We start from the raw sequence: 12,411 nt of genomic DNA on the forward strand, positions 1-12,411 counted from the left end.
CACAACCCGCTACGGGGGAGACTTACCCGAAATCTGATTTATTCAACAAAGCCCATTGAACCTAATGAGGCCATATGACGCCCAATCGCATCTTTTGTCATGAGCGACTCACCGGCATCAAGTGCTTTTTCGATGAGTTGTTCCAAATCTTCGGCAGCGTATCGGCGTTGCATTAAATACAAGTTACTGGGCATTCTTTGCATTCTGGAAACGTATTTTTTTACGACATTACGATCTAACTCAACAAGTGTTAAGTCTCCCATAACGTCGATAAAATGAGATATTCTCGACCGGATTTTTTCCTCACTGGCAAGTTTGAGATCCCCTGAGTTCTTATACGCAATGAACTCCTCCAACACTTCTGAAACCGTTTTTGACGCGTGTAGTGGATTGCAAAACGGGTTAGAGATGATCAAAGGAGGGGGCGGTGGTGGTGGCACAACAGCCGGAACAGGAGGTAATTCAGGCTCAGATTTCGCAAACGCTTTATCCCACATGCTACGCAGCTTTTCAGCCTGCACATTGTTGATAAATAAAGAACTTGAATCTATCGTAACCCCGGGCAAGTCCAGTAGCCAAAGAGCAAGGGGATTACCGTTGGTAGCCCTGAATGCAGTTATTTCCGTTGATAGCCCTTTAACCAATTTATTGAGGGCATGTAGCGGCATGTAAATCTGCATATAGCCGTTAACCATAGCCTCAGTGCCGTAATGAGCAACGTCGTTTAAAACAAAGCCATGCGTATCAGGGTCACGATCAATGGCAGTAAAATCATCAATCAGAAAACCCCGCTGGCTATCTACAAAAGCATACAGCGGAATATTGTCTGCCAAAAGATGCGGAACAACCGTTTCAAGCACCACATCAAATGATTCGCAAAAAAGAGCCAAGCTGATTTTGCCAGCCCCCGCCAACAACGGGGCGTTTCCCCGAATTTTCTCTTTATCCACTTGCTTGAACTCTTCCAGAGACGCATACCACTTCTCCAACAAACGCGTGGCGATTGCCTTAGCATTTGCGAGGTGGGTTGTGCGGGTAGATGCATGTATTTCACGCTGCCCTATCAGGGCACGATACCGAACCGGAACGGTTATCCGCAGAACATAGATCCCGCTAGGACGTCGATAGAGATTACCACGTTGCGCCATCGGCTGTATGAACTCCTTGTAGGAGGATCACGAGCGCCGTCACGTATGAATCAGAAAAAGGCTGAGGAATGAATACGTTAGGGAGTTTTTGGAGCGGGCGAAGGGAATCGAACCCTCGTATAGAGCTTGGGAAGCTCTCGTTCTACCATTGAACTACGCCCGCTTTGAGGTGCGTAAAGCATTATAGACCTTACGCCTCTTCATACAAGCCTCTTCGCAACTAAACGGCGATAAAATAATCACTTAGCACTTCGGCTTGCTGCCCTGTGCCGGAAGATAACGCTGCGGGTCGATGGCGGTGGCCTTATAACGGATCTGGAAGTGCAGCTTCACCGTATCCGTCCCCGTGCTGCCCATGGTGGCGATCTTCTGCCCCGCCTTCACGTTCTGGCCGTTATTAACCAGCATTGTGTCGTTATGCGCATAAGCCGTGATGTAGTCTTCACCATGCTTAATCATGATCAGATTACCGTAACCGCGCAGCTGGTTGCCCACGTACACGACCTTCCCTGCCCCGGAGGCATAAACCGGCGTACCGCGCGCGGCTGCAATATCGATTCCCTTATTGCCGCCTTCAGATAAGGAGTACGGCAACACAACTTTGCCGCTGGCCGGCCAAATCCAGCAGCGCTGTCCGACAGGCGGCCAGGAGGATTGCGGCACCGCATAGGATGGCGTCACTTTGGCGGTTTTGCCTTTCGACGACGATTTTTTGCCCGAGGATGAACCGCCATTAACCTTCAGCTTCTGCCCCACTTCGATGGTATATGGCGGAGAGATATTATTCAGACGCGCCAGCTCCTTTACGCTGGTCCCCGTCGCGCGCGAAATCCGGTACAGTGTATCCCCGCGCTTCACGGTATAGACCGCGCCGGAATAGCTGCCCATATCCGAAGATTTACTCCCTGAACAGCCTGCCAGTAATAGCGTCAGCATCAGGCAGAACACGGCAGTGATGGGGTTTCTCGTCAGGCTTCCTGCAAACAAAACAGATCCTCGGTCAGCGTGAATGGCGCCCTATAATACCAGCCCAAACAGATATGGGTCAGCCCTTTTCCGCTCTGTGGAACAAACCGTTCGTACCGGAATGCAGTATAATGACATCGCTGGTGGTGCTGAACCATCCGCATGGTTAGCACTGGAGCATCAATGAGTATTCAAGAACACGTTATTTTGGTAAATGACCAGGGAATGGTGATTGGCACTCAGGAAAAATACGCTGCACATACCTCCCATACCCCACTCCATCTGGCGTTCTCTTCCTGGCTCTTTAATGCCAAAGGGGAGTGTCTTATCACCCGTCGCGCATTAAGCAAAAAAGCCTGGCCGGGCGTCTGGACGAACTCAGTCTGCGGCCATCCGCAATCTGGTGAAGCGATTGATCAAGCTATTGTGCGCCGCTGCCGCTATGAAGTGGGAGCCGAAATTACCGGGATCACCCCTGTCGCCGCTGAGTTTCGCTACTGTGAAACCGATCCTTCCGGGATCGTCGAAAATGAGATTTGCCCGGTCTTTGCCGCCAGGATAACGAATGAGCTGACGATCAACAGTGATGAAGTGATGGCATACGAATGGGTTGATCTGGATGCGTTGTTCCAGGCTCTGGATGCCACACCGTGGGCCTTTAGCCCCTGGATGGTGATGGAAGCGACGGCGGCACGCGAAAAACTGCGGGCCTTCGCCGCCAAATAAAAAAGCCCCGGCGACTATCGCACGGGGCTTTTTACGATCTGCAGACGTTATTTAACCGGACGCATCGCCGGGAACAGGATCACGTCGCGGATGGTGTGGCTGTTGGTGAACAGCATTACCATACGGTCGATACCAATACCCAGACCCGCCGTTGGTGGCAGGCCGTGCTCCAGCGCCGTCACGTAGTCTTCGTCGAAGAACATCGCTTCGTCGTCGCCTGCCGCTTTTGCGTCAACCTGATCCTGGAAGCGCTGCGCCTGATCTTCTGCATCGTTCAGCTCGCTAAAGCCGTTGCCGATTTCACGGCCACCGATGAAGAATTCAAAGCGGTCAGTAATCTCCGGGTTCTCGTCATTACGACGCGCCAGCGGGGACACTTCAGCCGGGTATTCAGTGATGAAGGTCGGCTGAATCAGGTGCGCTTCTGCCACTTCTTCAAAGATCTCGGTCACGATACGGCCCAGACCCCAGCTCTTCTCCACTTTAATACCGATGCTTTCAGCGATCGCTTTTGCAGAATCGAAGTTATCCAGATCCGCCATGTTGGTTTCCGGGCGGTATTTCTTGATGGCTTCGCGCATGGTCAGTTTTTCGAACGGCTTGCCGAAGTCGAACACTTCTTCACCGTAAGGTACCTGCGTGGTGCCCAGAATGTCCTGCGCCAGGGTGCGGAACAGGGATTCGGTCAGCTCGATCAGATCTTTGTAATCTGCATACGCCATATAGAGTTCCATCATGGTGAACTCTGGGTTATGACGCACGGAGATGCCTTCGTTACGGAAGTTACGGTTGATTTCGAACACGCGATCGAACCCACCTACCACCAGACGCTTCAGGTACAGTTCCGGCGCGATACGCAGGTACATGTCCAGGTCCAGGGCATTGTGATGGGTGATGAACGGACGTGCGGAAGCACCGCCTGGGATCACCTGCATCATCGGGGTTTCCACTTCCATAAAGTCGCGGTTAACCATGAACTGGCGGATACCGGCCATGATCTGGGAGCGAATTTTGAAGGTCTTGCGGGACTCATCGTTAGAGATGAGGTCCAGATAACGCTGGCGGTAGCGCGCTTCCTGATCCTGCAGGCCGTGGAATTTGTCCGGCAGCGGGCGCAGGGCTTTGGTCAACAGACGCAGTTCGGTGCAGTGGATAGACAGTTCACCGGTCTTGGTTTTGAACAGTTTACCTTTCGCGCCCAGGATATCGCCCAGGTCCCACTTCTTGAACTGCTCGTTGTAGATGCCTTCTGGCAGATCGTCACGGGAAACGTACAGCTGAATGCGGCCGCCCACGTCCTGCAGGGTAACGAAAGAGGCTTTACCCATGATACGACGGGTCATCATACGGCCCGCAACGGCCACTTCGATGTTCAGCGCTTCCAGCTCTTCGTTTTCTTTAGCGTCGAAGTCAGCGTGCAGTTGGTCTGAGGTGTGGTCACGACGAAAATCGTTCGGGAACGGCACGCCCTGCTCGCGCAGCGCTGCCAGCTTCTCGCGGCGGGTTTTCAGTTCGTTGTTAAGATCGACTACCGCGTCAGCGCCCTGTGCTTGTTGTTCAGACATGTTGGTTCCTCATAACCCTGCTTTCAAACTTGCTTCGATAAATTGGTCCAGGCTGCCGTCCAGCACCGCCTGCGTGTTACGGGTTTCAACCCCGGTACGCAGGTCTTTGATGCGGGAGTCATCAAGGACGTAAGAACGGATCTGGCTGCCCCAGCCGATATCAGACTTGTTGTCTTCCATCGCCTGTTTCTCAGCATTTTTCTTCTGCATCTCCAGCTCATAAAGCTTCGCTTTCATCTGCTTCATGGCCTGGTCTTTGTTCTTATGCTGGGAACGGTCGTTCTGGCACTGTGTTACCAGCCCGGTTGGAATGTGGGTAATACGTACCGCTGATTCCGTACGGTTAACGTGCTGTCCACCCGCGCCAGATGCGCGGTAAACGTCGATACGCAGATCTGCCGGGTTGATTTCGATATCGATATCTTCGTCAACTTCGGGGTAAACAAACGCGGAGCTGAATGAGGTATGACGACGACCACCGGAGTCGAACGGGCTCTTACGTACCAGGCGGTGAACGCCGGTTTCGGTACGCAGCCAGCCGTAGGCGTAGTCACCAATGATCTTGATGGTGACGGACTTAATGCCAGCCACTTCGCCTTCAGACTCTTCGATAATCTCGGTTTTGAAGCCACGCGCTTCAGCCCAGCGCAGATACATGCGCATCAGCATGCTGGCCCAGTCCTGCGCTTCAGTACCGCCAGAACCTGCCTGGATATCGAGATAGCAGTCAGCGCTATCGTATTCGCCGGAGAACATACGACGGAACTCAAGCTGCGCCAGCTTCTCTTCCAGCACGTCGAGCTCTGCCACGGCTTCGTTAAAGGTTTCTTCGTCGTCGGCTTCTACAGCCAGCTCCAGCAAACCGGAAACGTCTTCCAGCCCCTGAGCCATTTGATCCAGCGTATCTACGATAGCTTCGAGAGAGGAACGCTCTTTACCCAGCGCCTGCGCGCGTTCAGGCTCGTTCCAGACGTCCGGCTGTTCCAGCTCGGCGTTTACTTCTTCAAGACGCTCTTTCTTGGCATCGTAGTCAAAGATACCCCCTAAGAACGTCAGAGCGCTCCGTGAGGTCCTGAATACGGTTTTTTACCGGATTAATTTCAAACATGGTCTGTTTTCTTTTATGGACTTGTCAAAATGCGGTGATAAGAGCGGGATTGTACCGAATCCACGCCCTTTTTTATAGAGATTACTGCCGCTAAATTGGCCAGATATTGTCGATGATGATTTGAAGGGAGCGGTTACCGCGAAACTCGTTGATATCCAGTTTGTAGGCCAGTTCGACCTCGCGTACGCCATTGTCCGGCCAGACAGCGGTATCGACGTTAAAGGCAATACCATCCAACAGCGGGCCGCCGCCCACCGGTTCCACCATCACTTTCAAGTGACGTTCGCCCACGATGCGCTGTTGCAGCAGACGGAAGCGGCCATCGAACAGCGGCTCCGGGAACATCTGTCCCCACGGGCCTGCATCGCGTAGCATTTGCGCCACTTCCATGGTCATCTCCATCGGTGCGAGCTCACCGTCGGAAATCACTTCCCCCTGTAGCAGAGCGGGGTCAATCCAGTCAGTCACCAGTTCGCCAAACAGACGCTGAAACTCGTCGAATTTCGCCTCTTCCAGCGACAAGCCTGCCGCCATCGCGTGACCACCGAATTTGAGCATCAGGCCCGGGTAGAGCGTATCCAGACGCTCCAGCGCATCGCGCATGTGCAGCCCCTGAATCGAACGACCGGAGCCCTTCAGCGTGCCATCGCCTGCGGGCGCAAATGCAATCACCGGACGGTGGAAACGCTCTTTAATACGCGACGCCAGAATGCCCACCACCCCCTGATGCCATTCAGGGTGGTACATCGCCAGCCCGCCTGGCAATGTTTCACCGCTGCGTTCAAGCTTTTCACACAGGGTTAGTGCTTCAGCCTGCATTCCCTGTTCGATCTCTTTGCGGGTCTGGTTCAGCGCATCCAGTTCATTCGCCAGCACGCGCGCTTCACCAATGTTATCGCACAGTAGCAGCGCGACGCCGACGGACATATCGTCCAGCCTGCCAGCCGCATTCAGGCGCGGGCCGAGGGCAAAGCCCAAATCGCTGGCGGCGAGCTTGAGCGGATCGCGGTTCGCAATCTCCAGCAGCGCCTTAATACCCGGACGACACTTGCCCGCACGAATGCGGCTTAACCCTTGCCAGGTGAGGATACGGTTATTGGTATCGAGCGGTACCACGTCCGCCACGGTGCCGAGCGCAACAAGATCGAGATACTCGGCAAGATTGGGCACGGCGATCCCGCGGGACTCGAACCAGCCTTTATCCCGCAGCAGGGTGCGCAGCGCCAGCATCAGATAAAACGCCACGCCCACGCCCGCCAGTGATTTCGACGGGAAATCGCAGTCGCGCAGGTTCGGGTTAATAATGGCCTCAGCGGCCGGCAGCGTTTCCCCCGGCAGGTGGTGATCGGTAACCAGCACCGGGATCCCCAACTGATGCGCGTGATCGACACCCGCATGGGAGGAGATCCCGTTATCTACGGTCAGGATCATCTGCGCGCCGCGGGCATGTGCCTGATCGACCACTTCCGGGCTAAGGCCATAACCATCTTCAAAGCGGTTAGGCACCAGATAGGTAACGTTTTCGCAGCCCAGCGCGCGCAGACTGAGCACGCTCAGCGCGGTGCTGGTGGCGCCGTCGGCATCGAAATCCCCCACCACCACAATGCGCGTGCCTTCACGAAGCGCGTTGTAGAGCATTTCAATGGCTTTTTCGATGCCGTTCAGCTGCTGCCAGGGCAGCATCCCTTTGACGCTGCGCTCAAGATCGCCTGCACTCCGCACGCCGCGGCTGGCGTAGAGCCGCTTTAACAGCGGCGGAAGATCGGCTGGCAAATCAACCTGTGCAACCGCGTCGCGGCGGCGCAATTTTATTGGGGCTTTCACGCGGATTATTTACCACCAAACTGTTTCTGGTGCGCGTCGAGGAACTCTTTCATCTCTTTTGGCCCCTGATAGCCCGGGACAACGTAGCCGTTGCTTAAGACAATGGCTGGCGTACCGGTCACGCCAAACTGCACGCCCAGCGCGTAGTGGTTGGCAATATCAATATCACAGGAAGCCGGCTGCACACCCTTACCGTTCATCGCGTCATCAAACGCTTTGTTACGATCTTTTGCACACCATATGGCCTTCATGTCCTGCTCAGGCTGGCTCTGCACACCCGCGCGAGGGAAAGCCAGGTAACGCACGGTAATGCCCAGCGCGTTGTAATCTTTCATCTCTTCATGCAGCTTGTGGCAGTAGCCACAGGTGATGTCGGTAAAGACGGTTATAACGTGTTTTTCCTGCGCCGCCTTATAAACGATCATCTCTTTTTCGAGCGCATTCAGGTTTTTCATCAGCAGCTGGTTGGTCACGTTCACCGGCTGCGCGCCGCTTACGTCGTACATCGGCCCCTGAATAATGTGTTTGCCATCTTCGGTCACGTACAGCACGCCGCTGTTGGTTAAAACGGTTTTCATCCCCGCCACCGGCGCAGGCTGAATTTCGCTGCTGGTTACGCCGAGTTTCGTCAGCGACTGTTTGATAGCGGCGTCATCCGCATGGGCAAAACCGGTAAAAGAGGCTGCCAGCAGGGTGAACAGCGCAAAAGACTTTTTCATATAAGATCCTGTAACAATTCGTCGGCACTCACGCGCGAGGGTGGTGCTGTTGGTGTAGCTGCCGCAGGCGTTCCGTCGCGACATGGGTGTAAATTTGCGTCGTGGAAAGATCGCTGTGTCCCAGCAGCATCTGCACCACGCGCAGATCGGCGCCGTGGTTCAGCAGATGTGTCGCAAAGGCATGCCGCAACACGTGCGGCGATAGCTTTTCGCTGTCAATGCCCGCCAGTGTGGCGTAATGCTTGATGCGATGCCAGAACGTTTGCCGCGTCATCTGCTGCGCACGCTGGCTGGGGAACAAAACATCGATAGAAACGCCGTTCAGCAACCACGGACGACCGTGCTCCAGATACGTTTCCAGCCAGTACACCGCCTCTTCTCCCAGCGGGACCAGCCGTTCCTTGTTCCCTTTACCGATCACACGAACCACGCCCTGACGCAAGCTGATGTCGCTCATCGTCAGGCCAACCAGTTCCGAAACGCGCAAGCCGGTAGCATACAATAGCTCAAGCATGGCTTTATCGCGTAACTCCAGCGGCAGGTCAACAGCCGGTGATTGTAATAATCTCTCAACTTGTGCTTCGCTGAGATCTTTCGGTAGCCGCTGCGGGAGTTTAGGCGATGCCAGGAGGGCGCTGGGATCGTCCGTGCGAATTTTCTCACGGTAGAGATGCTGGAACAGTCGACGCATTGCACTGAGCAGACGCGCAGAGCTGGTGGCTTTGTAGCCCCCTTCCATACGCTCGCCCAGCAGCGCCTGCAGGTCGTCGCTTTGTGCGCTCTCCAGCGACAGTCCCCGGAGTGCCAGCCACTCCACCAGCATGATGAGGTCCCGCCGATAGGCGCTCAGCGTATTTTGGGCCAGGTTTTTCTCCAGCCACAGCGCGTCGAGAAACTGTTCGATGAGTGCGAGATCCTTTTCCACATCAGCCCCTTTGATTCTGCAATCCGGGCATTATGCCTGATTGCGAGCGGTTTCTGGTACACTACGCGCAAAGTCATAGCAAGAATTGAGATAGATACGCGATGAATATTGGTCTGTTTTATGGTTCCAGCACCTGCTACACCGAAATGGCGGCAGAGAAAATTCGCGACATCATTGGCCCGGAACTGGTGACGTTGCATAACCTGAAGGACGATGCGCTCACGCTGATGGAGCAGTACGACGTATTGATCCTCGGCATCCCGACCTGGGATTTCGGTGAGATACAGGAAGACTGGGAAGCCATCTGGGATCAGCTCGATACGCTCAACCTCGACGGCAAAATCATTGCCATGTACGGTATGGGCGACCAGTTCGGTTATGGGGAATGGTTCCTGGATGCTCTCGGCATGCTGCACGATAAGCTGGCACCGAAGGGCGTCACGTTTATCGGCTACTGGCCAACGGAAGGTTACGAATTTACCAGTAAAAAACCGATTATCGCAGACGGCCAACTGTTTGTCGGGCTCGCGCTGGATGAAACCAACCAGTACGATCTGAGCGACGAGCGTCTGCAAACCTGGTGCGAACAGATTCTGGGCGAAATGGCCGAGAAGTTCAGTTAACGCGTATTATTCCTGCGTCGGTTGCTGCTGCAGTAGCATCCGGCGCAGTTCCCGCCACTCCGTAATATCCATACTGTCGGCGGCCAGCCACAGATGCTGGCACTTACCGCCGCCCACCTGGCGTAACCGTAGCATCATGCCGGAACTGAGCATCCAGGGCATACCGAGGATATCCCACTCTTTACCCTGCCAGCGCAGGCGGGAGTCCATCAGTAATTTGATCTCACCCTGGCGGGCATTGATCCGGCGCTGGCTGCGCACGCTGTCAAAAACGACGAACGACAGCAACAACAGCCACAGCGGCGTATAGCTAAGCGGCCACGGCATCAGTAAAACAAATGCCGCGACCAGGCCGTGGAGCAATAACGACATCCACTGCGAGCGCCACGAGACGCGAAGATCAGATTGCCACAGGACCACGTTCCCGATTCCGTGTTTGAATTAATTGCACCATCCGTTGCAACTCGGTGTCGGCGGGCTTGCCGTGGTTCATCAGCCAGTTGAATAAATCGGGATCGTCAGACTCAAGCAGGCGAACAAACAGACGCTTATCCTCATCGCTTAAGCTGTCATACTCATATTCGAAGAAAGGCATGATGGAGATATCAAGTTCACGCATGCCGCGTCGGCATGCCCAGTGAATACGGGCCTTGTTGTTAATATCCATGTTCTGTTTCCTGCATTACGTTTGGCACAGTCGGTACCCCGTTCAGTCTTCTTTATTTCTCTGCGGGGACACTCGCTAGTGTAACGTGTTTTTGACCGTTTCTTTACTGGAATATTGCGAAGCTGAAGCGGGCTTCCAGAATAACCCCTATAAAGACAGCGGATTACACTATTTTGCGTGGCGCTACGCATTGCTGCGTTATGGCACGAATGGCCTGCTGAAAGCGCTTGCAATGGCTGTAGTCTCTTTTACCATTAGGCATTATCAAAGCGTTAAGCAATTCAGGATACCGTTATGGCATTTACACCATTTTCTCCTCGCCAGCCCGCCGCCTCTGCGCGTCTGCCGCTGACGCTTATTTCTCTTGATGACTGGGCACTGGCCACACTCGTTGGTGCCGACGCCGAAAAATACCTTCAGGGCCAGGTCACGGCAGACGTGAGCCAGATGACCGAACATCAGCACCTGCTGGCTGCGCATTGCGATCCAAAAGGCAAAATGTGGAGCAACCTGCGTCTGTTCCGCCGTCAGGATGGCTTTGCCTTTATTGAGCGCCGCAGCCTGCGTGATGACCAGCTTAAAGAGCTGAAGAAATACGCGGTCTTTTCCAAAGTCACGATTGCGCCAGATGACGAGCACGTGCTGCTGGGCGTGGCCGGTTTCCAGGCGCGTGCCGCGCTGAAAAACCTGTTCAACGAACTGCCGGATGCAGAAAAGCAGCTGGTTAGCGAAGGTGAGACCTCCATCCTGTGGTTTGAACACCCTGCAGAGCGTTTCCTGCTGGTGACCGACGCCGCGACCGCCGAGCGCGTAACTGAGGCCCTGCGCGGTGAAGCCCAGTTCAATAACAGCCAACAGTGGCTGGCACTGAACATTGAAGCGGGTCTGCCGGTGATTGACGCGGCCAACAGCGCGCAGTTTATTCCGCAGGCGACCAACCTGCAGGCGCTGGGCGGCATCAGCTTTAAAAAAGGCTGTTACACCGGCCAGGAGATGGTCGCGCGGGCAAAATTCCGCGGCGCGAATAAGCGCGCGCTGTGGACACTGGCGGGTCACGCCAGCCGTGTACCGGAAGCGGGTGAAGATTTAGAACTGAAGATGGGTGAAAACTGGCGCCGTACCGGCACCGTGTTAGCCGCCGTTCAGCTGGATGATGGCCGTCTGCTGGTGCAGGCGGTGATGAACAACGACATGGAAGCCGACAGCGTGTTCCGCGTGCGTGATGATACCAACACCTTGAGTATTGAGCCGCTGCCGTATTCACTGGAAGAGTGATGCTGTATCGCCCGGTGGCGCTGCGCTTACCGGGCCTACGGTTTTGGTGTTCTCCCTCTCGCTGTGGGAGAGGGTTAGGGTGAGGGCAACAGGCCGCAAGATGTAAAAACTACACCTGCCCCACATACAAATAAATGGCCAGGAAGTGACACACGCTGCCCCCAAGTACAAAGCCGTGCCAGATGGCATGGTTATAAGGGATGCGCTTGCAGACATAGAAAATGACGCCCAACGAGTAGACCACGCCGCCTACGGCAAGCAAGGTCACGCCCCCTACCGCCAGCTTAATCGCCAGTTGATAAACCACTATCAGCGACAGCCAGCCCATCGTCAGGTAGGTCACCAGCGACAGCACCTTAAACCGGTGCGCAATGGTCAGCTTAAAGAGGATCCCCAGCAGCGCCAGGCTCCAGATCACAATCATCAGGCCACGCGACAGCGGTGAGTTCAACCCCACCAGCAGGAATGGCGTGTAGGTGCCTGCAATAAGAAGATAGATAGCGCAGTGGTCAAATTTTTTGAGCCATATCTTTGCCCGCTGATGCGGAATGGCGTGATACAGCGTCGACGCCAGAAACAGCAGGATCATACTCCCGCCATACAGGCTGTAGCTGGTAATGGCCATGGCACTGGCGTTGGTGTCCACCGCCTGCACCAGTAATAACACTAAACCGACAATCCCAAACACCAGGCCAATGCCGTGGCTGATGCTGTTGGCTACTTCCTCAGCCAGTGAATATCCCTGTGCGATTAATGGTCTGCTCACCATACAAAACTCCGGGAAAACGAAAGATGATTATTCATCGCATGACTATGCTAACTGAGAATGATTCCAGTGAACACCTGTTAGCTAAAATAATTTCAA

At 54.6% G+C, this 12,411-nt stretch carries 13 protein-coding genes and 1 tRNA gene; 3 read left to right on the top strand and 11 right to left on the bottom strand.

All coding sequences use genetic code 11. The features are described 5' to 3' along the window. Nucleotides 1–38: 38 nt before the first annotated feature. From HX884_RS12080 to actS, 3 genes are all read right to left on the bottom strand, one after another. Nucleotides 39–1,148, bottom strand: coding sequence for a DUF6538 domain-containing protein (locus HX884_RS12080; RefSeq protein WP_249166253.1), 1,110 nt, complete (start codon nucleotides 1,146–1,148; stop codon nucleotides 39–41). Nucleotides 1,149–1,237: 89 nt separating this feature from the next. Then, nucleotides 1,238–1,311, bottom strand: a tRNA-Gly gene (locus tag HX884_RS12085). An 80-nt stretch (nucleotides 1,312–1,391) separates the two neighbouring features. After that, nucleotides 1,392–2,135: an amidase activator ActS gene (gene actS / locus HX884_RS12090; protein WP_013098606.1), complete on the bottom strand. Its 744-nt coding sequence runs from the start codon at nucleotides 2,133–2,135 to the stop codon at nucleotides 1,392–1,394. Nucleotides 2,136–2,297: 162 nt separating this feature from the next. Here actS and idi point away from each other — a divergent pair, with 162 nt between their 5' ends. Continuing rightward, nucleotides 2,298–2,840, top strand: coding sequence for an isopentenyl-diphosphate Delta-isomerase (gene idi / locus HX884_RS12095; protein WP_020687092.1), 543 nt, complete (start codon nucleotides 2,298–2,300; stop codon nucleotides 2,838–2,840). A gap of 47 nt (nucleotides 2,841–2,887) precedes the next feature. Here idi and lysS read toward each other — a convergent pair whose 3' ends face one another. The 5 genes from lysS to xerD form a co-directional block, all read right to left on the bottom strand. Further along, complete coding sequence (lysS, locus tag HX884_RS12100) at nucleotides 2,888–4,405, bottom strand: lysine--tRNA ligase (protein WP_013098608.1); 1,518 nt, start codon at nucleotides 4,403–4,405, stop codon at nucleotides 2,888–2,890. 9 nt (nucleotides 4,406–4,414) lie between these two features. Continuing rightward, nucleotides 4,415–5,513, bottom strand: a protein-coding gene (gene prfB / locus HX884_RS12105) for a peptide chain release factor 2 (protein ID WP_095908218.1) whose coding sequence is annotated in 2 segments (ribosomal slippage) — nucleotides 4,415–5,437 and nucleotides 5,439–5,513 — 1,098 coding nt in all. Because the reading frame shifts where the segments join, the coding sequence is not laid out codon by codon here. A 90-nt stretch (nucleotides 5,514–5,603) separates the two neighbouring features. Then, nucleotides 5,604–7,337: a single-stranded-DNA-specific exonuclease RecJ gene (gene recJ / locus HX884_RS12110; RefSeq protein ID WP_178328238.1), complete on the bottom strand. Its 1,734-nt coding sequence runs from the start codon at nucleotides 7,335–7,337 to the stop codon at nucleotides 5,604–5,606. 5 nt (nucleotides 7,338–7,342) lie between these two features. Beyond that, nucleotides 7,343–8,056, bottom strand: coding sequence for a bifunctional protein-disulfide isomerase/oxidoreductase DsbC (gene dsbC, locus HX884_RS12115; RefSeq protein ID WP_129327561.1), 714 nt, complete (start codon nucleotides 8,054–8,056; stop codon nucleotides 7,343–7,345). 28 nt (nucleotides 8,057–8,084) lie between these two features. Further along, nucleotides 8,085–8,981, bottom strand: coding sequence for a site-specific tyrosine recombinase XerD (xerD, locus tag HX884_RS12120; protein ID WP_178328239.1), 897 nt, complete (start codon nucleotides 8,979–8,981; stop codon nucleotides 8,085–8,087). Between the two features lie 101 nt (nucleotides 8,982–9,082). On the opposite strand from xerD, the gene fldB reads away from it, so the two are divergent. After that, a complete protein-coding gene (fldB, locus tag HX884_RS12125; RefSeq protein ID WP_013098613.1) occupies nucleotides 9,083–9,604 on the top strand; it encodes a flavodoxin FldB in 522 nt (173 codons plus the stop codon). Between the two features lie 6 nt (nucleotides 9,605–9,610). Here fldB and HX884_RS12130 read toward each other — a convergent pair whose 3' ends face one another. Further along, nucleotides 9,611–10,024 (bottom strand): protein YgfX, encoded by a 414-nt coding sequence (locus HX884_RS12130; protein ID WP_178328240.1) that lies wholly within the window; start codon nucleotides 10,022–10,024, stop codon nucleotides 9,611–9,613. Next, nucleotides 10,005–10,271, bottom strand: a complete 267-nt coding sequence (sdhE, locus tag HX884_RS12135; RefSeq protein ID WP_013098615.1) for an FAD assembly factor SdhE — start codon at nucleotides 10,269–10,271, stop codon at nucleotides 10,005–10,007. Before sdhE ends, HX884_RS12130 begins: the two co-directional genes overlap by 20 nt. Before the next feature lie 294 nt (nucleotides 10,272–10,565). On the opposite strand from sdhE, the gene ygfZ reads away from it, so the two are divergent. After that, entirely contained in the window at nucleotides 10,566–11,546 is a 981-nt protein-coding gene (gene ygfZ / locus HX884_RS12140) for a tRNA-modifying protein YgfZ (protein ID WP_178328241.1), read from the top strand. A 109-nt stretch (nucleotides 11,547–11,655) separates the two neighbouring features. On the opposite strand, the gene HX884_RS12145 is transcribed toward ygfZ, so the two are convergent. Beyond that, a complete protein-coding gene (locus tag HX884_RS12145; RefSeq protein WP_003863433.1) occupies nucleotides 11,656–12,315 on the bottom strand; it encodes a hemolysin III family protein in 660 nt (219 codons plus the stop codon). Nucleotides 12,316–12,411: the final 96 nt, after the last annotated feature.

It is taken from the genome of Enterobacter sp. SECR19-1250 (genome assembly GCF_013391025.1).
GTDB classification, from domain to species: Bacteria; Pseudomonadota; Gammaproteobacteria; order Enterobacterales; family Enterobacteriaceae; genus Enterobacter; species Enterobacter cloacae.